The sequence below is a fragment of the Natronogracilivirga saccharolytica genome (assembly GCF_017921895.1).
Lineage (GTDB): Bacteria > Bacteroidota > Rhodothermia > Balneolales > Natronogracilivirgulaceae > Natronogracilivirga > Natronogracilivirga saccharolytica.
The window spans coordinates 89,225-112,990 of the sequence record NZ_JAFIDN010000003.1 but is presented as its reverse complement, the minus strand read 5'-3'; the positions used below and the strand labels follow the sequence as shown (position 1 = coordinate 112,990).

The window sequence follows — 23,766 nt, the reverse complement described above, 5'->3', positions numbered from 1 at the left end:
AGATTGCCGTGACCTAAACCAAAACAAGCTGCTCTTGCTTTATGTGAATCAACTTCTTGCGAAAGACAAATCTTGTCGTATTTTCCAAATGCCAAAAAGAACCAGATCGTTTCAGCGTAAATAACGCATCTGGCAATTGGATGGTATCTGACAAACATCTGACAAACAAGTAATTGGCATCAATGGCGAATATTTCACGATTTGAAGTTTACGGCCCCCAAAAATATCTGCTCCGGATGGGAGAAGTGATGTTCCGGGAAACACCGCATGTACACTACTTTTCCAGAGAGGTAGAGAATAACCAGCATGTAAGGGTGTATATATATGAAGACCAGAATACGGGAGTGCAAAGCTCCCGGTGCGTGACGTGCATCCTCTCTGAACTTTCTGCCTCCCTGCATTTTGAAATTGCGGATGTCGGCAGGCAAAGCGGATTCCGGGGATCGCAGGGACTCGAAGATCAACCCATGTACGATCAGATCATCGATTTCATACTCGATTTCAGTAAAAAGTACGGCCTTACGGTTCAAAACAGAAAGGAGTCGTGAGTCCGGCAGCAGACGGTAATTCATCCATGCAAAAACCGGACTGGACTGTCGTTGAGATGCTCGAATGGGCGACCGGCTATTTCGAAGACAAAAATGTACCCTCTCCGCGGCTGAGCATCGAATGGCTTCTTGCGCACGTACTGCAGGTCAAGCGGCTGGATTTATATCTTCAGTTTGACCGTCCGCTCACCCGGCCTGAACTGGACAGTCTCAAACCACTGGTGCAGCGCAGGGCCCGGCATGAGCCCCTGCAGTATATTACCGGCAGCACGGACTTCTACAACCTTACGCTCGCCGTCACACCTGATGTTCTTATTCCCAGGCCGGAAACCGAGCAGCTTGTTGATCTCATTCTGCAAGAGCATCCCCGGGATAAAAAAAGGCGGGTACTGGACATCGGGACAGGATCCGGCTGTATTGCCCTTGCCCTGAAAAAGGCGCGGCCTGACTGGATCATCACGGGGATGGATATCAGTGAAGCCGCTCTGGAAATTGCCCGCAGCAATGCGGATAATGAGTCTCTTGAGGTGACATTCCATCGTGGAGACCTGAGCTCGTACCGTCCGGGCGGAAAGATAGATATTATTGTTTCAAATCCGCCCTATGTCCACAAGCATGAAACTGAAGATCTTGAGAAGCAGGTTGCTGCATTTGAACCGCTCACTGCGCTTGTAACCGATGATGTTTCCGGGATCTACTCAAAGCTTCTGTCCCTGTGCCGTGAGTCCCTGTCTCCGGAAGGCCGGTTTTATTTTGAAATAAACGAAAGTGACGGAGATGAGATAGCGGACCTTTGCCGCTCTGCATCATTCCGTTCCCGGCTTCTTAAGGATGATGCCGGAAAGCACCGCTTTGTTGCCGGCAGCTTTTAAAAGAATCGCCAAAATAAACCATAAATGTCTGTTTGGCGGCCTTGCCGGAAATAAGCCTTACAAGCCCTGAATCCGATGTGGATAACTTGTTTAAAACTTTAACTGCTCATAGCGGCTTTTGGAAAACTCCGCTTCTTTATTCCGACGTGACATATTGCGGGTGCCATAAAGCACATACAGTTTTAACATATTGACTTGCATGTCTTTGCGTATCAATAAGTTGCGGTGTTGTGTGCTATGTGGATAAATTCACCGGCCCGAAACTTGTTTTTATTGACAAGTGAGGAAAATATTGCCATCTTAAAAATTCATGTTACGGGAGGCACGATGGCCGATGTGGATAACTGGTAATAGAAACGAGAAAGTCAAGCAGAATTTCATCTTTTTTCATGTTGGAGACAGATTACAAAACAGGTCAGAAAAGCGAGCTGGCCAAAGCAAACAATGAAGAACTGACGGCCGGTGAAGTGTGGGGCCGGTGCCTGGAGATTATCAGGGACAACATCAACCATCAGAAATACAAGTCATGGTTCCAGCCGATCAAGCCGGTGGCACTTGACGGCAAAACACTGACCATTCAGGTTCCCTCCCAGTTCTGGTATGAATGGCTCGAAGAACACTACTACAATATCATGCGGTCCACTATTGCCAGGATACTTGGTGAAGGTGCCCGTTTTGAATATTCCATTGTGCTGGAAAAAGCCGAACAGGATAACGACGACCTGGCTGTCAGAATGCCGCAGCGGTCTTCTCCCCCTGCACAGGAGAGTGAGGGACAGACCGGGAACCCTGCTTATGGCTTTGACTCATCCTATTCTACTGAGGCCATTCAGAACCCCTTTGTGATACCCGGCATCCGGAAGCACAAAATCGATCCGAACCTCAACGAAAATTACGTATTCAGTCAGTTTATTGAAGGCGACTGCAACCGGCTGGCCCGGTCCGCCGCTATCGCCATCGCTGAAAATCCCGGGAAAAACTCCTTCAATCCGTTTTTTGTATACGGCGGAGTCGGACTCGGTAAAACGCACCTTATTCAGAGCATCGGAAACAAAATACGGCAGGACTTCGGTGACGAATTCTCGGTGCTGTATATCTCCTCCGATCAGTTTACCAATGAGTTTGTCCATGCCATCCGCAACAACCGGGCGCGGGAATTTTCGATGTTCTACCGAAATATCGATGTACTGATTATTGACGATATTCAGTTCTTCAGCGGCAAGGAGAAGACACAGGAAGAGTTTTTCCACATTTTCAATGCGCTTCATCAGGATGGCAAGCAGATCATCATGACCAGTGACCGGGCGCCCAAGGATATTCAGGACATTGAAGAGCGGCTGATTTCACGATTCAACTGGGGGCTGAGCACTGACCTGCAAATGCCCGATTACGAAACCCGCTATGCCATCCTTGAAAAGAAATCACTGGAAAACGGAATTGAGTTTGAAGGTGAAATTTTTGAGTTCATAGCCCACAATTTCAAGTCAAGCGTGCGGGACCTTCAGGGAGCCATCATCAAGCTTCTGGCCACAGCATCCCTCCAGAAGATCGACAATATTGATCTGACGATGGCCAAACGCATTCTGAAGGATTTGATCAAAGAAACCAAAAAGCACATATCGATCGAAGACATCCAGAAAATGGTATGTGATTATTTCGGGATTGACCCGAACAAGGTTCGCGAAAAGACACGGAAACAGGAGATAGTGGAAGCCAGGCAGATTGCCATGTATCTCTCTAAGACCATGACAAAATCCAGCCTCAAAACGATTGGCCTGCAGTTTGGCGGAAGGGATCACTCCACTGTAATACATGCCATCAATGCTGTTGAAGACCGCCAGGAAACCAGCCCCAAATTCCGGCAGGTCGTAAAAGACATCCGGCAGCGTGTTGAGCTTGCAATCATGTAACCGGCATACCCATGGAGTGTATCACAATAAAAAACCTTCGATTTCATGCCGGCCACGGCTACTTTCCTGCCGAAAGGGAAAAAGGAAATGATTTTGAGGTGGATATTACGATCTGGCTCGAGCTGGAAGCAGCGGCCACCGGCGATGACCTCGCAGCAACCATAGATTACGGTGAAGCCGCGGAAATCGCGGGGGATATCATGAACGGAGAACCGGTCAAACTGGTGGAGACACTGCTGTACCGGATCGGCGAATCGCTGACACGCGCCTATCCGAAAGCCGAAAATATCGAGGTCGCCGTCAGGAAGCTGAATCCCCCCATGGAGCCCTCCTGTGAATTCACAGAAGTAAGGAGCCGATGGCCCAGGTTGTAGTTGCGTTAGGATCAAACCTTGGTGACCGCCGGGCACATCTGGCATCGGCAAAAGCGTTTCTGTCGACTCTGAGCAGCACGCCCGTTGCGGCATCCGCCATCTACGAAACCGAACCTGTCGGCGAGATCTCTACCCGGACCTATTTCAATGCCGTCTGTTCATTCCGGACCGATCTGCCGCCATTCTCGCTGCTCGAGCAGCTGAAGATGTACGAAAATCACCACGGCAGGGATGCTGAAGCCCCGCGCTGGTCCAACCGCACCATCGATCTGGATATCATCGACTACGACAGGATGGTAATTGCCCGCCAAAGGCTTCATGTCCCCCACCCTGAATACAGCAAGCGGCTGTTTGTGCTCTGTCCGCTGCAGGAAATTCATCCGGACTGGACCGATCTGCGCACCGGCCGGACGATAGACGAGATGATCACCGTATCACCCAAAATTGAGGTTTTTAAAACAGACCTAAATTGGTAGCTTTATGACGTTATGAACCAATTCGACTTTATCGCTATCGAAGGAGTTATCGGGGCCGGAAAAACTTCACTTGCCCGCCTTCTGGCCGAGCGCCACAATGCTCGGCTGGTGCTTGAGGAGTTCGAGGAGAACCCTTTTCTTCCGAAGTTCTATGAAGACCGGGAGCGATATGCATTTCAGACTCAGCTGGCTTTTCTGGCGAGCCGGTTCAAGCAGCAGGAAGTGCTGCGAAACCGTGACCTGTTTCAGGAGATGGTCATTTCGGATTATCTGTTTGACAAGGACCGCATATTTGCCCGGCTGAACCTTTCGGGTGATGAAATGGCTCTTTACGACAGTATCTACAGCATTATGAGCAGTATTGCGGCAAAGGCCGACCTTGTCGTATTCATTCAGTCATCTGTTGACCGGCTCATGCAAAACATATCCTCGCGCGGCAGGCCGTATGAAAAGGAGATTTCGCGAAACTATATTGAAGAGCTCAACAATGCCTACAATCACTTTTTCCACCACTACAGCCGGTCTCCGCTGATTATTATCAATGCCAGCGAAGTGGATTTCGTGCAGGATGCAGCACATCTGAAATACATCGAGGATCAAATATTTTCCGAGCCCATTCGTAGCAATACTACACATATCACACCGGGCTGACCCATGCTGCGTATTATTCTCATTATTATTATCTCCTACATTGTGATCCGGATCGCACTGCGGTTGCTGCTTACGCAATCACCGGACCGGCGCCGTGCCCGCATGCATCATGACCGCGATCCGTCGCAAGGCACGGGACATTTCGGGAATCAGCACGGGTTCGGCCAGAGACGAAACAGTGCACCCGGGCGCCGGCCGGACCAGGGCCGGTTTGATCATATCGAAGACGCGGAGTTTGAGGAAATTCCTTCTGAACGCAAGAAAAAAGACGAGGAATAAGCTCCCTTCCTCTTCGTTTTACTGTGTGGAAATCCGTATTAGCTGATTGCAAATCCGTATTTGCAACTATGCCTCAATACGTCTTATATTTGGATTCTACAACAAAATGCCCTGGTGGTGGAATAGGTAGACACGCTATCTTGAGGGGGTAGTGCCTTAATTGGCGTGCTGGTTCGAGTCCAGTCCAGGGCACCCCGAAAACGCTGCATTCCTGAAGAGTGCGGCGTTTTTTATTCCATTCAGATCAATATCAATCGCGGCAGCATAACCTCTTCAGCTTACAGGCAGCTGAATTGTAAACGTACTTCCCTCACCGGGCCTGGAATCGATATCCAGCGTCCCGTCCATTAATTCGGTCATATCCCTGATGATTATCAGGCCAAGTCCGGTGCCTTTCTCCCCATCCGTACCTTTCCGGGTCTTCTTTCTGGTGATGTCAAACAGCTGCTCAATCTCATCTTCATCCATACCGACACCGGTATCGCGAATACTGACAGCGGCCCGGCTGCTTCCGGACTCACCCGTAATGTAAATATCTCCGCCGCGCGGGGTGAATTTCAAAGCATTGGAAACAAGATTCTGAATAACCGATTTGAGCATGTTGACATCTGCACTTGCCCTGAGTGCATCGGGCACCTGCGCATGTATGGTGATTTGTTTCTGAACGGCTGTCGTCTCCATTACAGCCAGCACTTCAGCGATGACATTTGCAAGGGAGATCTGCTCTTTCTCCATCTGAACCTGTCCGATCTGGAGCCGGGACCAGGTCAGAAGGTTCTCCAGCAGCGTGTACTGTGCTCTCAAAGAGCGGTTCATACTGGCAAAATACTCCTTCAGCTCATCGGGCTCCATGGTTTCAAACTCTTCGGATAGCAGCTCACTCATACCCAGCAGGCTTTGAAACGGCCCCCTGAGGTCATGGGAGATGATGGACAAAAACTTGTCCTTTTCAGAGTTGAGTTTTTTCAGCTCCTCCATATACTCCATGGCCTCTTCTTCCGATTTCTTCTTTTCGGTAATATCTCGGAAAATACTGAGCAGCAAGGTCCCGTGGTTTTCGGAGTCCACAAACGTGTTGCTGGCCTCAAACCAGACCTTCTTGCCGTTCCACAGCATCAGGGGACGGTCGATGCTGATCTCAATTTTCCGGGCCCGGAACCGCTCGACAAGCTTCTTTTGTATGGTGTCATGATCCGGCTCGCTGTAGATAACGGCCATGGGACGGCCAACAAGCGACTCCCGGGACATTTCCACCATGGTGCAGAAGGCCTTGTTTACCTCCACAATAACCCCTTCGGCATTGACCAGACGCATGGCGTCAAAGGCATTTTCCCAGATTTGTTCAAATGTGGACGATTCCAGTTCCTTTACGTTCATTCCTGCTCATCCGGGCTTTGGTCCAGCGCCTCTTTAAGAACATCAACGGCGGTTTCAATATCCTTTTCATTCACGATAAGCGGCGGAACAAACCGGATGACAGTCATCGATGCGGCATTCACCAGCACCCCCATCTCGGCCATTTTGCGCATCACCGCGCCACCATCGGTATTCAGGTCAACTCCGACCATCAGGCCCGATCCGCGGATTTCTTTCACCAGTTTGTGCCCCTTGAGTTTCTCATTCAGCTTTTGTTTCAGAAAAGCACCCTTTTCAGCAGCCTGTTCGATCAGTCCGTCCCGCTCGATGGTTTTCAGGACGGCCAGGGCCGCTGCACAGGCCAGCGGATTGCCTCCGAATGTGGTTCCGTGATCTCCGGGATTCAATGCCCCGGCGATATCCTCGCGGGCCAGGATTGCGCCTACAGGAACACCGCCGCCGAGACCCTTGGCCAGTGTCATGATATCCGGCTTGATTCCGCTGTGCTCAAAAGCAAACATCTTTCCCGTGCGTGCGATCCCGCATTGAATTTCATCCAGTATGAGTGTCGTACCGTGACGGTCACATACTTCCCGGGCATACTGCAGATAATCGGGATCAACCGGACGGATTCCGCCCTCTCCCTGAATGGGTTCAATGATCAAAGCTGTCGTCTGGTCATCCACATGCTCGTCCAGTGCTTTTTTATCATTAAACGGGATCTGCCGGAACCCTCCCGGCATCGGTTCAAATCCCTGCTGGTACTTCTCCTTCCCGGATGCAATCGCAGCTATGGACCGGCCGTGGAAACACCCTTCCAGCGAGATGATCGGACCGGACTTGCCCTTGCTGTGCGCATATTTTCTGGCAACCTTGAATGCACCTTCAATGGCTTCCACCCCGCTGCTGCACAAGAATACGCGGTCCATACCGCTCAGTGAGGTGAGCTTGGCGGAAAGACGTGCCTGGGGCGCGGTTGTGTAGAAATTGGAAACGTGGATCAGCTTTTCAGCCTGATTCTTTATGGCATGAACCAGGGCGGGATGTGCATGTCCGAGTGAGTTTACAGCAATGCCCGCCAGCATATCAATATACTCCTTGCCGCCGGTATCCCATACCCGTGCGCCTTTGCCGTGACTGAGGGTAAAGGGCAGGCGTTTGTAGGTTTGAAAGTGACTTTTCTGGTCCAGGGCTCGGGCTTCGTCCATATATATCTGTGATTTTAATTTCTATGTTTGCTGTTCCGGACTGTATTATTACTCCGGACAATCTTTTAAGTTATCAAATATTGACGTATCTGCAAAAGTCAGCCGCCTGCCGATGGTAAATGGATGCAAAAAGTTATACTTTTTCAGGACGAAGCATTACTTAAAGCAGTCACATCCGGCAAACCGTTCCCGCATGCAAAAAATCGAGGCCGTTATTTCCGGACAGTTAATGATATTCAAGAACCGAACATAAATCATGAGTACCGACATTGGTATTTTCCAGAAAATCAGGCTGGTGATCACTCTGATCTATCTGATTATTCTCCTGCCATTGCTGGTGGCAGGAATGGCCATACTAATGATTGTATCACTCGGCCGGCTTCAGGACTTCCTGATCCGCTGGGTCGGACACATTTTCGGAAGGTCAACCATGGCTGTGGCCGGCGTACGCATGGATATTCGCTATCACGGAACCAAACCTGAGGAACCGGCGGTATTCCTGATGAATCACTGCTCCACACTCGACCTGTTCATCATCACTTCACTGCACCTGCCCCGGGTACGGTTCATTGCCAAAAAAGAGCTGCAGTACAACCCGTTTTTCTGGGCAATTGCCAAAATGACCGGTCAGATTATGATCGACCGCAAGGATACCAGAAAAGCACTGCAGCAGCTGAATGAGGCGTATAAGCATATCCGTAAAAACCGGCTCTCAATCATGTTTGCCCCGGAAGGAACGCGGTCGCGCACCGGAAAAATCATGCCCTTCAAGTCCGGTGCTTTTCACACCGCCGTTGACCTGGGATATCCGGTTGTTCCCATTTACATCGAGGGAGCATATGAGCTTTGTCCCGGAAACTCCCTTCTCACCCGACCGGGCACCGTGACCATCCATATACATGAGCCCGTCGACACCTCCGGCTGGGATAAAAAGAACATCCGCGAATACCGTGACGAGATGCGCCGGCGTTATCTTGAGTGGAACGGTGAGATAGAAACCGAAAAAGCGAACACGGTTTGACAACATTTTACAATACATGATGCGGCTAAATCCGTAAATTACTCCCTTTGCAGGGAATGATTTGCGACTTGTATCTATTTATATAGTCACATCCGGATTTCATCCGAGACGGACACTTACCCGAATCAGACTTTTTATCAGCAGCCTGTTCGCAGAGCTGCACTTTTTCCCGAGAACATTTCTAAATGAAGAATTTTACCGCATCGTATATATTATTGTTTTCAGTTGCGGCTTTTGCCGCCGCCTGCTCAGGTGATTCCGGCGAAAACTCCGGAAACCGGCAGGAAGATCGCGCTCCGACCGTCGAATCTGTCCAGGTTATGACCGGCAGCCTGCCGCTGGAAGAGGTGCTTACCGGCACCGTACGTGCCAGAAACCAGACCGATATTTATCCGCAGATATCCGCACCCATCACGCAGGTACTTGTCAATAACGGGGATTTTGTGGAGGAGGGCGATGTGCTGGTACAGCTGCGCGATGTCGAAGCGCGGGAGCGGCTCCGCCAGGCCGAAGCAGGATATCAGATTGCCCGCGCCCGGGTGCGCCAGGCCGAAGCAGACCTGAATCAGAAGCGCGTCAGTCTTAACCGGACACGCCAGCTCAGGGAAAGGGATATGGAAACCCAGGCTGAACTGGAGAGCAGAGAAGCCGAGGTGGAATCTGCCGAGGCCTCGCTTGAGCTGAACATGGCCGAGAAGAACCAGGCGGAGTCTGTTATAGAGGAGCGCAAAAACGAAATTGAAAATACCGTAATCCGGGCACCCATAAGCGGTGTGGTAGGACTGCGTAATGCCGAGATCGGCCAGCAGGCCAGTACATCCACGCGGCTTTTTCAGATCGGCGATCCCGGATCCATGAAGGTTGAGGTCGTTCTGACCGAAGCCATGACCGGACATGTTCAGCCCGGGCAGCAGGCTCACATATCCTCCCCCAGGTCCGACAACCCTGTAGAAAGCACCGTGACGCGGATTTCACCGTTCCTCAACCCGGTCACACATTCCACAACAGCGGAAATAGAGGTGGACAACCCCGACAACCGGCTGCGTCCGGGAATGTTTGTCACCGTTACCATCAAATACGGTGAAACCGAACAGGCTATCCTGGTACCCAACAATGCGCTGTACCAGCATCCCGACCGCGGAGAGGAAGGGGTATTCATCACCGAACTGGCCGGGCAGGAACTTGAATTTGAGGGTGATGATCCGCCGCAGGAGCTTATCGGGCCGGCACCGGTGCGTTTCAAACCGGTGGATGTGATTGCCAAAGGCCGGCTGGTATCCGGAATTGAAGGGATTCCCGCCGACAGCTGGGTGGTCACACTCGGGCACAACCTGCTGCTTCGCGGCTCCGAGGAGGCCAATGTGCGCCCCGTTGAATGGGATCACATCATCGACCTTCAGCAGCTTCAAAGCCGCGACCTTTTTGATATCATAGAGCAAAAAATGACAGACCGCAATCAGAGCGACACCTTGCCGGGCGTCTGATTCTTCTGCAAGTCAAACCCGTATGTTTCTATCCGAACGATCCGTAGCCCGACCGGTAACCACAATGATGGTCTTTCTGATCGTCATTGTGCTTGGAAGCATCGGTTTCCGCTACCTTCCAATTGACCTGCTTCCTCCCATCGAATACCCGAGACTGACCGTGGTTGTCAATTACGACAATGTCGGGCCGGAGGAAATGGAGCTTCTGGTCACCGAACAGGTCGAAAATGCGCTGGCCGGAGTGGCCAATGTGGAGGAGGTGTCGTCCAACTCATCCGAAGGCCGCAGCTGGGTATCACTGAATTTTTCACAGAGCACGAACATCGACGAAGCCACCAACGATGTACGTGCAGCACTTGACCGTGTCCGGCGAAGCCTGCCTGAGGAGGCCGATCCGCCCAGAATATGGAAATTTGACCCCAACGACTCCCCTATTGTAATTATCGGGGCGCGGTCCAACCGCGAACTCTCGGACCTGACCAGGGTGCTTGAACGGGACGTCACAAAGAATTTCGAACAGATCCCGGGGGTCGGTTCGATCGATGTGTGGGGTGGAGTCTATCGTGAGATCCAGGTTGACCTGATGCGTGAGCGCCTGGTTTCCAGCGAGCTTACGGCCATGGATGTGGTTCAGGCGCTGGGTCGTGAAAATGTGACCCTGCCCGGAGGCAATGTAAAAGACGGGCTGAGCGACTTGTACGTGCGCTCGGTCGGTGAGTTTGAAAATGTGGATGAGGTCCGGCAGACCATCATCAGAAACGTGGACGGTGCGCCCATCCGCGTGGGTGACATTGCCGAAGTACATGAAGGCTACCAGGACATCGGCCGCTATATCGAAATTGACGAACGGCCAACCATCCGTTTCGGGATCCGCAAGCAGACCGGTGCCAACACGGTGGCTGTGTCGCGGGATATCCACAGTGAAGTGGAACGCATCAACCGCCTGCGGTCTGATCTGGAACTGCGGGTCATTACCGACCAGAGCGGCTTCATCCAGTCTTCCATCGATAATGTGCGGAATGCCGCGCTTTGGGGTGGTATCCTCGCTATCATCGTTCTTTTCGCCTTTTTGCGGAACGGGTCTACCACACTCATCATCGGTATTTCCATCCCCATATCCATCATCGCCACCTTTGCGATGCTGTATTTCGGCGGGCTGACGCTCAACCAGATGAGCTTCGGCGGCCTTGCCCTGGGGGTCGGCCTGATTGTCGACAACGCCATTGTGGTGCTGGAAAATATTGTCAGGCAGCGGCAAAACGGCAAAGACCGGAAACAAAGCTCCCTGATCGGCACCCGCCAGGTCTCCGGAGCCATCATTGCCGCCACACTTACCACATCCGTCATATTCCTTCCGGTCGTTTTCATGCAGACCATTACCGGACTGCTGTTTCAGGAGCTCGCCATCGTGGTGGTGTTCGCCCTTTTATGCTCCCTTGCCGTTGCCCTGACCCTCGTCCCAATGATGGCCAGCAAAATCCTGACCGTGCAGCCAGATGATCCAGACCCCGAAAAGCGGTCCAGGGCTCAGCGCTTTTTCGAGCGGATAGAAAACAGCTATGCCCACCTGCTTGAACGGGCGCTGAACCGCAAGCTTATCATTGCGGGCGGCGTACTGTTGCTTTTTGGTGCAGCGCTGTGGGGGCTGCGGATGGTGCCTTACGAACTGACACCTCAGGTGGATGCCGATGAGGTGCGGATTCGCATGACTATGGCCGACGGGACCAATATTGCCGTCATTCACCAGTATCTTGAAGAGCTGGATGAAAAGGTGCAGGCTGTGATTCCTCAGGAGGAGGTGCTTTATTACTCTAAAGATGTCCGCAACGGCAACGGCCGGATTGACCTTACTCTGCGTCCGCCCGATGAGCGCCGCATATCCAGTTTCGACCTGGCCGATGAGATCCGCGACAAAGTGCAGGGCGTCATTCCCGGTGCGGATATCAGGGTTTCGGCGCGGTCCGGCCTCTGGGTGCTGCGCCGCGTTTTCGGCGGCGGTGGCGGAGGCGATGAAGATGAGGGCGAATCGCTGCAGATCCAGCTTCGCGGAAATGACCTGGATGCCGCCGATGATGTATCACGGCAGCTTCTCACACTTTTGGAACGCCTGCCCGGCGTGACCGATGTGGAGCGGGATCGACGTGAAGGGAGCCCGCAGCAGGATTTCCGCTTCGACCGTGAAAAAATTTCAAGACTCGGACTCGGTGTAAGTGATGTAGCCGGTGCCATTCAGACCAATGTCGGCGGAACCCGTGCCGGAATGTACCGTGTCGATGGTGAGGAGTGGCCGATCACCGTCCGGCTGCGTCCCGAAGACCGCCTGTCCGTGCTGGACCTGGACAACATTTCCATACGAAGTTCCGAGGGAGCCATCCTCCCCGTGTCCTCCGTTGTGACACAGGAATTTACCCGAAGTCCGGTCAACATCAACCGCATCAACAACCAGCGGGTCACCTATATTACCGCCAATCTGGAGCGCGGACTCGCCCTCGGTGAAGCGGTAACCATGATTGAAGATGAGCTGCGTGAGTTTTCCATGCCGGACGGATTCTCGGTCTATTTCGGCGGTGAGTACGAAGAGCAGCAGCGGGCGCAGCGGGACTTTATGCTCTCCATCATCATGGCGCTGGTATTGATATACATGGTGATGGCGGCGCAGTTCGAGCGTTTCATCGACCCGCTGATTGTCATGTTTTCTGTTCCACTGGCCCTGATCGGTGTTGTTCCAGCCCTGATGCTGACCGGGACCTCGCTCAACATACAGAGTTTCATGGGGATGGTTATGCTGATCGGCATTGTCGTCAACAATGCCATCGTACTGGTGGATTATATCAATCTCATGCGCCGCGAGCAGCAGCTGCCCCTGTACCGGGCGGTTGTTGAGGCCGGGAAACTGCGCTTAAGACCCATCATGATGACCACCCTTACCACAATACTGGCCATGCTCCCTCTCTCATTCGGCACCGGTGCCGGTGGCGAAATTCAGGCCTCGCTCGCGCGCGTGGTTATCGGCGGGCTGGCCGTCTCCTCGCTCATCACACTCATATTTATCCCCATCGTCTACGTGTCGGTCACTGCTGCCTTCGACAGAATCCGCGGCTGGCTGCCTTCATGGAACAAAAGCGAGTCCCCCGGTTCCGCGGCAACACTTCCCGATTAGGGAAAATCTGACCGGCTGAACGAATATCTGAAGTTTTATCTCTACTGTAACATCGCTAAATTTCGGCATCAGAAAACGAATGAACGGACTGTCGCAAAAATTATCGCGGTCTGAAATGTGCATCAAACTACTTCGCTTATGAACAAGCCCGTAATTGCAGGATTAGGAGAGGTTCTTTGGGATGTATTTCCGGAATACAAGCGTGCCGGCGGCGCCCCCGCCAATGTGGCTTTTCACGCCAGTCAGCTTGGCAACCGTGGCATTCCGGCCAGCCGTGTGGGTGATGACGAAGACGGAGCCGAACTGCTGAATCTTCTTTCATCACACGGACTCGACATCTCTTACATCCAGAAAGACGACGTTGCTCCTACCGGAACCGTGGAAGTTTTTATATCCGACGGAGAGGCATCCTACACTATCAGCGAAGACGTTGCCTGGGATCATCTTGCGCTGACATCAAGCTGGATTGACCTGGCCCGCGAAGCGGATGCGGTCTGTTTCGGCACCCTGGCGCAGCGCGACGAAATCAGCCGCCGGACCATCCGGCAGTTTCTTGAAAACACGTCCGGCGACTGCCTGAAAATTGCGGATATCAATCTCCGGGAGCCGCATTACACCGATGACATCATCAAAAAAACCATTGAACTGGCGGATGTTGTCAAGCTGAACGAAGCCGAGTGGAAGCAGCTGGGCGAAATATCCGGTGCCGATGATGTCAGGCAGTGGCTGCTCAATGAAATGAACGTCACCACGATCTGCCTCACCAAAGGAAGTGACGGCGCCGAGCTTATGACTGCAGACGAGCATCTCATCGAACCGGTGCATCCTGTTGACAGCAGCAACGGTGACTCAGTCGGCGTGGGTGATGCCTTCACTGCCGCCCTTACGCATCATCTGCTCAGGAAAACCCCGCTTGATGTCACCATCAGAGTGGCCAACAAATATGCGGCGCAAGTGGCCGCCCGCAAGGGTGCCATGCCGGAGCTTCCGGAAGCGGTCCTCTCGTCACTGAGCTGATGTTTTTGCATCCCTGATAAAGGCCGCATCGGTTTCCCGCATCGTTATCATGTCTGAGTCATAACATTATTTATCTCCATCACAAAGGTTCGTATCCTCAACGGCAATGGCTTTAAAAACCTGGAATCCCAGATCCGTATCACAATATATCCCCCTGAATATTTCCCGCAAGGAATGGAAGCGGGGAGACCGGCGTGAGCTCATGAAGCGGGATCTGATGGAACGGTACAAACCCCATTACCGGCGTCATCCCTATCTGAAAAAGCGGATTGAGAAGAATTTTGACGATTTCTGGCGGTTTTATACCTCCATTTACGGGGACGGATACGAACAGCAGCGCTGGATCATCCGCATCTTCAACTCCATTCTCCAGGGCCTGCTGGACCGCAAGAAGGATATGCTTCAGCTGGATCAGGAGCGGGAGAAGAATCAGCTCTGGTTCCAGAGTGAGGAAATTGTCGGCGGGGTGCTGTATGTGGATCTGTTTGCCGGTGACCTGAAAAAACTCCGGGAAAAGATTCCCTACCTCAAAGAGCTGGGCATCAATTTTCTGCATCTCATGCCGCTGCTTCGCCCGCGTGACGGTCTGAACGATGGCGGATATGCCGTGCAGAACTACCGGGATGTCGACCGGCGGCTGGGCACCTATGACGATCTGCGGAAACTTTCCAGGGTGCTGCATAATGAGGGCATCAATCTCGTGCTCGATTTTGTGATGAACCATACGGCAAAAGAGCACGGATGGGCGCAGGCCGCCATGAGCGGACACACCCGTTATCAGCGGTTTTATCACATGTTTGATGACCGCACTATTCCCGACATGTACGAAAATCACCTCATTGAGGTGTTCCCGGACTTTGCCCCCGGCAACTTCAGTTACTATCCGCAAATCGACAAATGGGTGTGGACCACCTTTTACGAGTTTCAGTGGGATCTGAATTATGCGAATCCCGATGTGTTCCATGCGATGTTCGACGAGATGGTTCATCTTGTGAACACCGGGACGGACTGTCTGCGGCTGGATGCCGTCCCTTATCTGTGGAAAAAGCTCGGCACGCATTGCCAGAACCAGGAAGAGGCGCACCACCTGCTCCGGGCTTACCGGGCGCTGCTCAAAATACTTTCGCCCGGGGTCCTTTTCATGGCAGAGGCGATTGTGGCTCCGCAGGAGATAGTCCGCTATCTCGGGGTTGACGGTTTTGAGGGTAAAGAGTGCGACCTGGCCTACAATGCCACACTGATGTCGCACCTGTGGCATGCCCTGGCATCCGAGAACACCCATCTGATCCGCACCTCCCTGAGCAAGCTGCCCAGGGCTCCGCGCAACACCTCCTGGGTCAACTACATCCGCTGTCATGATGACATCGGATGGGGGATTTCCGACGAATTTGCCGCTGACGTGCATCAGAACGGGCATCATACGCGCATGTTCTGCACCGATTTCTACACCGGAAAGCTGGCCAACAGCTATGCCGAGGGGTACGCCTTCCAGCGCGATTACTATTCCGGCGAAGCCCGGGTCTCAGGGACCACGGCCTCGCTGGCCGGCTTGCAGAAAGCCATGGTTGAAGCCGAGGATCTTGGAATAGACGACTCCATCCGCCGGATCATGCTCCTCAAAAATGTCATATTTTCATGGAAAGGCATACCGCTGATCTATCTGGGTGATGAGATCGGTCAGACCAACGATTACACCTATTTATCCAATCCGCTGAAGCTGCGCGACAACCGGTGGGTTCACCGTCCCAGAATGCTATGGGACAAAGTTGATCTCCGCGATATGCCGGGCACCATCGAGCACCGGCTTTTTTCCGAATTCCGTAAAATGGTGGATGCCCGCAAGCGAACACCGGCCATTCACGGGGCATCCAAAGACCGCCTGGTGATTCTGGACATTGATTCGATCTTCTGCTTTGAGCGCTGCAGCAAACATCAGGATACCCTGTTTTTGTCCAATTTCTCACGTGAGCCGGTCCATGTGCCGACCGGGATGCTGCCGGAAAAATGGCAGAAGCGCCATTTCCGCGATCTGTATTCCGACCGGGTACTGGATTTCAGCTTTAATGAAATTGTACTTGAGCCATATGGGTTTTACTGGCTGACCGGCACCAACGAAAAGCCATCCATTGAGGCCGAAAACACCATTATCGATGTGATTGTTGAGACGGAGTTCGGGGAGAATGTCTATCTGGTCGGAAATATTCCGGAGCTGGGCTCCTGGAATCCGGATAAGGCCATCGGTCCGCTGGATCCGTCCTCCTATCCCAGCTGGGAAATTCATATGAAACTGCCGGCCAATACCTACTTCGAGTTTCAGTGGGTGAAAAAGCGGAACGGCCAGATCATAGAATGGTCGCCTGACAAATACTGGATGAAGAGCGGTGATGAAATTTCGTATTACTGAGGGAACTGCTAATGGATTACGGATGCTGCTGATATTAAGGCACCGCCGGGAAGCCATGTGAAAATATGTTAACATTTACGGTTTCAGATGAATAGTTTCATTTTTTTGCCGATAATTGAGTAATGTATTGTCGATTTATTTCTTTACTGACGCTCACTCATGCTTTATCACTTTTTACATCCTTCGGCTCAGACGACATCGCAGCCTGTTGAAGGTACGCATCAGATACCCGGACTGAATCCGTATCATCAGAGAGGCTTGCCTGCGGCATTCCGACTGCCGGACGATGGTTCCAAACCGGATGATAAAGAGAACGAGCAACAGGAAGCGCAGCAATCCATTAACAATGCACAGCATCTTCCGGAGGGTATGCCTGAGATGTTCCGGCTGGTGCTGAATTCGGACTTCCGGGAGATGTTCGAATTTTTCATGACCCCGGGGCACGATGAGATCATACATATGCGGAATAACATCCGGCATCAGAAGGGGTTGAGTGAGCAGACGCTGTTCCGGCCGGATATCATGAACCTGGCATCACATGATATCGACGATATTCGCAACAAAACCTACTTTTTCACCCATTATTTCTTCCACTCCCCGTTAGGAACGCACTTCAAGGCCGTCATCTGAATCGCTGATATCAGATATTGGGCAGGTGCAGGGTGAACACGGAACCTTTGTTCTGTTCGCTTTCGACCGTCAGATACCCGTTCATGGCTTCGGCAAAACGGGAGCAGATATAGAGGCCGAGTCCGGACGACGGTTCATCTTCGGTTCCGCAACTCTGAAGTTTGTTGTTTGGCTTGAATATGTTGCAGTGCTCCTCTTCCGGGATACCAATTCCGTTGTCGCGGACAATAACTTTCACTTCATTTCTTTCTTTTCTGACATTGACACGGATCAGCCCCCCGCGGTGGGTGTATTTGATAGCGTTGCTGACCAGGTTGTAGATGACCCGTTTGAGTTGCGGAATATCGGCATTCACGTGGGCGGGTGTTGAAGTGAACGTGCTGATGAGAACATGCTCCTTGGCTACAGCGGCACCGTCCATTATTTCACATACTTCACGGACGACCCAGTTGATATCCACCTCGCAGGGAAGAGAAGCATCCTCTACACTTTCGGAATGGGCAAGTTCACGCAGATTCTGCACTATGGCGCTCAGGTCGCTGATCCCGCTTTTAATGCGCATGCGGTAATCCGCGAGCTGGTCGGGATCCACACCCGCATCCAGACTGTGTTTCATCAGATCCAGGTACCCGGTGATGGCATTGATAGGCGACATGAGATCGTGCGAAGTCATACTGAGCATTTTTTTGCTGACCTCAGCCTGGTGCTCCGATTGTTTCTGCCGGGATGCCAGATCGTTGATCTGCTTCAGCAGACTGAATACCGGTGAGGCACCGGAATCGTTCTGATCCAGAATATCGTCAATCGCTGTTTGATCCTCTGAGAAATGGTTGTCCTGCGCTTCTTCATTTTGCTGCGTCTGAGATTCGTAAAGATGTTGTACCATACGTGCCGCACTTAAATAAACAAATGATTAAGATCCTGCCCTTGAAATTTGTATTCGCTGTTTTTCGATTGACGTCGGTTCCGGAAATAATTCCCTCAAATATTGTGTAAAAGAATACGAAAAACCGCGTAAATATTAAAATAAATTAATGTTTACTTAACAATTCCGGGGATTTTCATCCAGATCCATATACTCATAAGGCCCGAATTTTAATGAGTTACAAAAAAACACCGTTATGATTTTTTTTCTAAAAAAACCGGAAAAAAAATTTAAGAGTGCGGGAAAGGGGTGCGATAATGGTATCAAGTTAACGCATGAAGATATGCGTCGCTGGTCCGGGACGAACGGAACGGCATTGGGCAAAAGCAACACGCAAACGCAGCACTTCGTGCATCATTGGGCAATTTTCATTGGGCAAAGTATATCAAATCTTAGGAGATAATTATGTCAAGTTTTGGAGATTTAAACCGGATCAACACCAACATCCAGTCCCGCGACTCCCAGCTGTCGCTGAACCGCATCAACCGGAACCTTGCAGAGAATCAGATGCGGATGTCAACCGGTCTGCGGATCAACAAGGCCGAAGACGATGCAGCCGGATATTCCATCGCAACAAAACTGAACAGCCGGGTCACGGGACTCGATCAGGCGCTGCAGAACGTCGGTGATGCCAAGTCGGTCCTCGATATAGCCGAATCCAGCTTCGATACAATCATGGACAGTCTGATTGAGATGAAGGGACTGGCCACCCAGGCGGCCAACGACACGCTCGGCGCTGAAGAACGTAAATACATCGGAGAGCAGATCTTCGCTCTCGGCGATGATATCAATGAAATCGCCAATCAGTCGGTATTTCAGGATTACGAGTTGCTGAACGGCGATGATGGTGATTTTGAGACGGACCTTACCCTGGTATTCCAGGTCGGCGAACGCGCCCAGGATGTTCTGGAAGCAAATCTGAGTCCGGTCAATGTGGCGGCGCTGTTTGATGGTGATGAGAATGGCATCACTGGCTTTACAGCGGGCGATGGTGCGGATGGATCCACTATTGATAATATCATTCTCGATACAACCGATACCGGACCCGGAACCCAGGGAAGCCTGGTATTCAATAGTCAAATTGACGAAGATGGCGATGCGGCCGAAGCGACCGATTTCCGGGCGTTCATAGGTGCCGTCGACGAAGCCATCAACCGGATGTCCGAGCGTGTAAATGACATCGGCATGTCCCAGTCATCGCTCTCCGTTCGTGAAGTGACGTTGTCACAGTCAATAAGTGCCAATGAGGCGGCGGCCAGCCGGATCATGGACACCGATTTTGCCAAAGAGCAAAGTGAATCCGTTCGTCTGCAGATTCTGCAGCAAACGGCTACATCATCACTGGCGCAAGCCAATCAGGGTCCGCAGTCTGTACTCGGTTTCATTGGCGGATAAAGAAACTCGTCCGGTGAACGGGCATCACCGGGCAGCAGCAATCATATAGCAGGCAGAAGAACAGGGATTCCGCCCAAGATCCCCATCCGCCCAAGGATACTCTCTGTCTGAACAAAGCCCTCCGGCGACGGCCGGAGGGCTTTTGTTTTTTTATTTAAGCGAGGCCAAAGCAGTTCGATAACCTGTGTAACCGCATAGCACATGCGAATCGAATTACCCAACAAAAAAACTGACATTAAAAACAGGAGTTACTATGTCAAGCTTTGGAGATCTTAACAGAGTAAATACAAATATTCAGTCGCTGGATTCCCAGCTGTCACTGAACCGAATCAACCGCGACATGGCCGACAACCAGCTCAGAATGTCGACCGGTCTGCGGATCAACCGCGCAGAAGACGATGCTGCCGGCTATTCCATTGCAACCAAACTGGACAGCCGTGTGGAAGGCCTCGAGCAGGCACTTCAGAACGTCGGTGATGCCAAGTCCGTTCTGGACATTACTGAATCCAGCTTCGATACGATCATGGATAACCTGATCGAAATGAAAGGTCTGGCTACACAGGCTGCAAATGACACCCTTGGTGATCAGGAAAGAGAATACATTGGTGAGCAAATTTCTGCACTTGGTAATGATATCAATGAAATAGCCAATCAGACGGTATTCCAGGATTTTCAATTGCTTAATGGTGATCTTGATACTGACGGGGATCCAACATTATCAGGCACGTTCGGACTGACCTTCCAGGTTGGTGAAAGAGCTCAGGATACATTGGATACAGGTATTGAAGCTGTAAACGTTGCTGCGCTTTTTGATGCACAAGGTGGAGACCCAGTAGAAGGTGTCACTGCAGGTGGTGCTGAAGATATTGCAAATATCAGAGTTGAAGGAACTGTAGCAGATGGAGCCCAAGGTGAGTTGGTTTTCAATGATGGAGCAGATCCAGCAGTAGCTGCCACTGCTGAAGACTTCCGTCATTTCATCGGCGCCATTGACAACGCAATCGACAGCATGGCCGACCGCGTCAATGAAGTCGGTGTAGCCCAATCTTCACTCAGCGTCCGCGAAGTTACGCTCTCCGAGTCAGTCAGCGCCAACGAATCGGCGTCCAGTCGCATCATGGACACCGACTTCGCCAAAGAGCAAAGTGAATCCGTGAGACTGCAGATCCTGCAGCAAACGGCTACTTCCGCTCTGGCGCAAGCCAACCAGGGACCGCAATCCGTTCTCGGATTTCTCGGATAACCTGAATGATGAGATGATTCTGATCAGAAGACCTGATGACGGGAAAATCGGGGATGAACAGATGATCAACACCCCGCCTTACTCAGCCCCATCTGATCACGAAGATCCGGAAGAAAGCAAAGCCTCCTGATAACCTCAGGGGGCTTTTATTTTGTAACGAATTGAATGCTAACAAAATATGGGTACTTAATAATATCATAATATCCCACCCTCAGCATTGCTATCAGCAATTTCAAAACCTGACTTTTGACGCTACACCTTGCTTTGATACTGTTGATTATCATTGTAATGAAAATCCTTGAGGTAAAACTTATCAAACGGACCATAAACAGCGCCGTTTTATTTAAGTGAGACCAAAGCAGTTCGATAACCTGTGTAACCGCATAACACATGCGAATCGAATTACCCAACAAAACAAAAACTGACATTAAAAACAGGAGTTACTATGTCAAGCTTTGGAGATCTCAACAGAGTAAATACCAATATTCAGTCGCTGGATTCCCAGCTGTCACTGAACCGAATCAACCGCGACATGGCCGACAACCAGCTCAGAATGTCGACCGGTTTGCGGATCAACCGCGCCGAAGACGATGCTGCCGGCTATTCCATTGCAACCAAACTGGACAGCCGTGTGGAAGGCCTCGAGCAGGCCCTGCAGAACGTAGGTGATGCCAAGTCCGTTCTGGACATTGCCGAGTCCAGCTTCGATACGATCATGGATAACCTGATCGAAATGAAAGGTCTGGCCACCCAGGCGGCCAATGACACCCTCGGTGAGCAGGAAAGAGAATACATTGGTGAGCAAATCCAGGCTCTTGGAAATGACATCAACGAAATTGCAAATCAAACGGTGTTCCAGGATTTTCAATTGCTGAATGGAGCTCTTAGCGATGGAGATCCAACACTCGAAGATTCACTTGGTTTAACTTTTCAGGTTGGAGAACGTGCCCAGGATATATTATCTACTGATATCGAAGCTGTTAATGTTGCCAACCTCTTTGATGTTGAAGTTGGTACAACAGGTGAAGTAACAGGTGTTACTGCCGGTGGAACTGGAGCGATTACAAATATTCAAGTAGCTCACGATAATGATCCCGGTGAGCAAGGCGAACTCGTATTTGAGTCTGGAAATGGTACCGCGGCAGGAGCTCAGGATTTCCGTGAGTTCATCGGCGCCATCGACAACGCGATTGACAGTATGGCTGACCGTGTCAATGAAGTCGGTGTTGCCCAGTCATCACTCAGCGTCCGCGAAGTTACGCTCTCCGAGTCAGTCAGCGCCAACGAATCGGCGTCCAGTCGCATCATGGACACCGACTTCGCCAAAGAGCAAAGTGAATCCGTGAGACTGCAGATCCTGCAGCAAACGGCTACTTCCGCTCTGGCGCAAGCCAACCAGGGACCGCAATCCGTTCTCGGATTTCTCGGATAACCTGAATGATGAGGAGATTCTGATCAGGAAACCTGATGACGGGAAAAACGGGGATGAACAGATGATCAACACCCCGCCTTACTCAGCCCCATCTGATCACGAAGATCCGGAAGAAAGCAAAGCCTCCTGATAACCTCAGGGGGCTTTTTTATTTCATGCGGGCAGTGTTGAATGCAATTACACTTCAAAACTTGATGAAAACGAACACTTTTGTAACAAAAAGTAAAATTTTATTAAAGGTACTGTAATACCTACCGATAACTCCTTCAAAGCTGATCAGTACTACAGCTTCACATAACAAGTACTTTTACCATTTACTTCTAAAAAGGAGTTTATCATGTCAAGTTTTGGTGATCTTAACAGAGTGAATACCAACATCCAGTCGTTGGATGCTCAGCTCTCACTGAATCGCATTAACAGAGGGCTGGCTGAAAACCAGCTCCGATTGTCGACCGGTCTGCGGATCAACCGCGCCGAAGACGATGCCGCAGGCTATTCCATTGCAACCAAGCTGAACAGCCGCGTTGCAGGTCTGGAACAAGCCCTGCAGAACGTCGGTGATGCCAAGTCCGTTCTGGACATCGCCGAGTCCAGCTTCGATACGATTATGGATAACCTGATCGAAATGAAAGGTCTGGCCACCCAGGCTGCCAATGACACCCTCGGTGAGCAGGAAAGAGGATACATTGGTGAGCAAATTCAGGCCCTTGGAAACGACATCAATGAAATTGCAAATCAAACGGTATTCCAGGATTTTCAATTGCTGAATGGTGCCATTTCTGATGATGGCTCTGAAGCATGGGCCGGTGAAGGCGATCCGACTTTAACAGGTACTTTTGGACTTACCTTTCAGGTTGGAGAGCGAGCTCAGGATACCTTGCAAACCGGCATAGAAGCAGTTAATGTTGCTTCCCTTTTTGGTGTTGATGTTGGAACATCCGATGCAGTCGAAGGTGTTACCGCCGATGGTACTACAAGTATTGCTAATATTCGGGTGGTTCATGAAAACGATCCCGGGGCACAAGGAGAGCTGGTTTTCAATGATGGAGCAGATCCAGCAGTAGCTGCCACTGCTGAAGACTTCCGTCATTTCATCGGCGCCATTGACAACGCAATCGACAGCATGGCCGACCGCGTCAATGAAGTCGGTGTCGCTCAATCTTCATTGACCGTTCGCGAAGTCACCCTTTCGCAGTCCATCAGCGCCAACCAGTCGGCATCCAGCCGTATCATGGACACTGACTTCGCAAAGGAACAAAGTGAATCTATCCGATTGCAAATCCTGCAGCAGACAGCTGTATCCGCTCTGGCCCAGGCCAACCAGGGTCCGCAGTCTGTTCTCGGATTCCTCGGATAATCTCTCTTCTGACAGCTGACCGAA

20 protein-coding genes and 1 tRNA gene are annotated in these 23,766 nt (G+C 51.4%); 18 read left to right on the top strand and 3 right to left on the bottom strand.

Features of this window, described 5'->3' with window-relative positions; translation table 11 throughout:
• The first annotated feature begins 182 nt into the window (after positions 1–182).
• The 8 genes from NATSA_RS04905 to NATSA_RS04870 all read left to right on the top strand — a co-directional run bounded on the left by NATSA_RS04905 (position 183) and on the right by NATSA_RS04870 (position 5,302).
• Complete coding sequence (locus NATSA_RS04905) at positions 183–548, top strand: hypothetical protein (protein WP_210510897.1); 366 nt, start codon at positions 183–185, stop codon at positions 546–548.
• Positions 545–1,420 carry a peptide chain release factor N(5)-glutamine methyltransferase gene (prmC, locus tag NATSA_RS04900; RefSeq protein WP_336244684.1) on the top strand — a complete coding sequence of 292 codons (876 nt, stop codon included), beginning with the start codon at positions 545–547 and terminating at the stop codon, positions 1,418–1,420. The genes NATSA_RS04905 and prmC overlap by 4 nt, the downstream gene beginning before the upstream one ends.
• Positions 1,421–1,809: 389 nt before the next feature.
• The gene (gene dnaA / locus NATSA_RS04895; RefSeq protein WP_210510896.1) at positions 1,810–3,330 is read left to right on the top strand and encodes a chromosomal replication initiator protein DnaA; all 1,521 of its coding nucleotides are present in this window, start codon (positions 1,810–1,812) and stop codon (positions 3,328–3,330) included.
• An 11-nt stretch (positions 3,331–3,341) separates the two neighbouring features.
• Complete coding sequence (folB, locus tag NATSA_RS04890) at positions 3,342–3,704, top strand: dihydroneopterin aldolase (RefSeq protein ID WP_210510895.1); 363 nt, start codon at positions 3,342–3,344, stop codon at positions 3,702–3,704.
• The gene (gene folK / locus NATSA_RS04885) at positions 3,689–4,180 is read left to right on the top strand and encodes a 2-amino-4-hydroxy-6-hydroxymethyldihydropteridine diphosphokinase (RefSeq protein ID WP_210510894.1); all 492 of its coding nucleotides are present in this window, start codon (positions 3,689–3,691) and stop codon (positions 4,178–4,180) included. Before folB ends, folK begins: the two co-directional genes overlap by 16 nt.
• Positions 4,181–4,192: 12 nt before the next feature.
• Positions 4,193–4,831, top strand: coding sequence for a deoxynucleoside kinase (locus tag NATSA_RS04880; RefSeq protein WP_210510893.1), 639 nt, complete (start codon positions 4,193–4,195; stop codon positions 4,829–4,831).
• 3 nt (positions 4,832–4,834) lie between these two features.
• The gene (locus tag NATSA_RS04875) at positions 4,835–5,110 is read left to right on the top strand and encodes a hypothetical protein (protein ID WP_210510892.1); all 276 of its coding nucleotides are present in this window, start codon (positions 4,835–4,837) and stop codon (positions 5,108–5,110) included.
• Between the two features lie 108 nt (positions 5,111–5,218).
• Positions 5,219–5,302 (top strand) — tRNA-Leu (locus NATSA_RS04870).
• 81 nt (positions 5,303–5,383) lie between these two features.
• Here NATSA_RS04870 and NATSA_RS04865 read toward each other — a convergent pair.
• Both NATSA_RS04865 and NATSA_RS04860 read right to left on the bottom strand, forming a co-directional pair.
• A complete protein-coding gene (locus NATSA_RS04865; RefSeq protein WP_210510891.1) occupies positions 5,384–6,487 on the bottom strand; it encodes a PAS domain-containing sensor histidine kinase in 1,104 nt (367 codons plus the stop codon).
• On the bottom strand, positions 6,484–7,674 hold the full coding sequence (locus NATSA_RS04860) for an acetylornithine transaminase (RefSeq protein ID WP_210510890.1): 1,191 nt from the start codon (positions 7,672–7,674) through the stop codon (positions 6,484–6,486). The genes NATSA_RS04865 and NATSA_RS04860 overlap by 4 nt, the downstream gene beginning before the upstream one ends.
• A gap of 256 nt (positions 7,675–7,930) precedes the next feature.
• On the opposite strand from NATSA_RS04860, the gene NATSA_RS04855 reads away from it, so the two are divergent.
• From NATSA_RS04855 to NATSA_RS04830, 6 genes are all read left to right on the top strand, one after another.
• Entirely contained in the window at positions 7,931–8,695 is a 765-nt protein-coding gene (locus NATSA_RS04855) for a lysophospholipid acyltransferase family protein (RefSeq protein WP_210510889.1), read from the top strand.
• Positions 8,696–8,880: 185 nt separating this feature from the next.
• The gene (locus NATSA_RS04850; protein ID WP_210510888.1) at positions 8,881–10,179 is read left to right on the top strand and encodes an efflux RND transporter periplasmic adaptor subunit; all 1,299 of its coding nucleotides are present in this window, start codon (positions 8,881–8,883) and stop codon (positions 10,177–10,179) included.
• Positions 10,180–10,201: 22 nt separating this feature from the next.
• The gene (locus NATSA_RS04845; RefSeq protein ID WP_210510887.1) at positions 10,202–13,339 is read left to right on the top strand and encodes an efflux RND transporter permease subunit; all 3,138 of its coding nucleotides are present in this window, start codon (positions 10,202–10,204) and stop codon (positions 13,337–13,339) included.
• A gap of 138 nt (positions 13,340–13,477) precedes the next feature.
• Entirely contained in the window at positions 13,478–14,356 is an 879-nt protein-coding gene (locus NATSA_RS04840) for a carbohydrate kinase family protein (protein WP_210510886.1), read from the top strand.
• A 106-nt stretch (positions 14,357–14,462) separates the two neighbouring features.
• Entirely contained in the window at positions 14,463–16,760 is a 2,298-nt protein-coding gene (locus NATSA_RS04835; RefSeq protein WP_210510885.1) for an alpha-amylase family glycosyl hydrolase, read from the top strand.
• A gap of 159 nt (positions 16,761–16,919) precedes the next feature.
• Positions 16,920–17,390, top strand: coding sequence for a hypothetical protein (locus NATSA_RS04830; protein ID WP_210510884.1), 471 nt, complete (start codon positions 16,920–16,922; stop codon positions 17,388–17,390).
• A 10-nt stretch (positions 17,391–17,400) separates the two neighbouring features.
• Here the strand turns inward: NATSA_RS04830 and NATSA_RS04825 are convergent, their stop codons facing one another.
• The gene (locus NATSA_RS04825; RefSeq protein ID WP_210510883.1) at positions 17,401–18,276 is read right to left on the bottom strand and encodes a sensor histidine kinase; all 876 of its coding nucleotides are present in this window, start codon (positions 18,274–18,276) and stop codon (positions 17,401–17,403) included.
• A gap of 444 nt (positions 18,277–18,720) precedes the next feature.
• Between NATSA_RS04825 and NATSA_RS04820 the strand changes: the two genes are divergently transcribed.
• The 4 genes from NATSA_RS04820 (at position 18,721) to NATSA_RS04805 (ending at position 23,742) form a co-directional block, all read left to right on the top strand.
• Complete coding sequence (locus tag NATSA_RS04820; RefSeq protein ID WP_210510882.1) at positions 18,721–19,710, top strand: flagellin N-terminal helical domain-containing protein; 990 nt, start codon at positions 18,721–18,723, stop codon at positions 19,708–19,710.
• Positions 19,711–19,963: 253 nt separating this feature from the next.
• Positions 19,964–20,953 (top strand): flagellin, encoded by a 990-nt coding sequence (locus NATSA_RS04815; protein ID WP_210510881.1) that lies wholly within the window; start codon positions 19,964–19,966, stop codon positions 20,951–20,953.
• 445 nt (positions 20,954–21,398) lie between these two features.
• Positions 21,399–22,385, top strand: a complete 987-nt coding sequence (locus NATSA_RS04810) for a flagellin (RefSeq protein WP_210510880.1) — start codon at positions 21,399–21,401, stop codon at positions 22,383–22,385.
• A gap of 337 nt (positions 22,386–22,722) precedes the next feature.
• Positions 22,723–23,742: a flagellin N-terminal helical domain-containing protein gene (locus tag NATSA_RS04805; RefSeq protein ID WP_210510879.1), complete on the top strand. Its 1,020-nt coding sequence runs from the start codon at positions 22,723–22,725 to the stop codon at positions 23,740–23,742.
• The last annotated feature ends 24 nt before the right edge of the window (positions 23,743–23,766 follow it).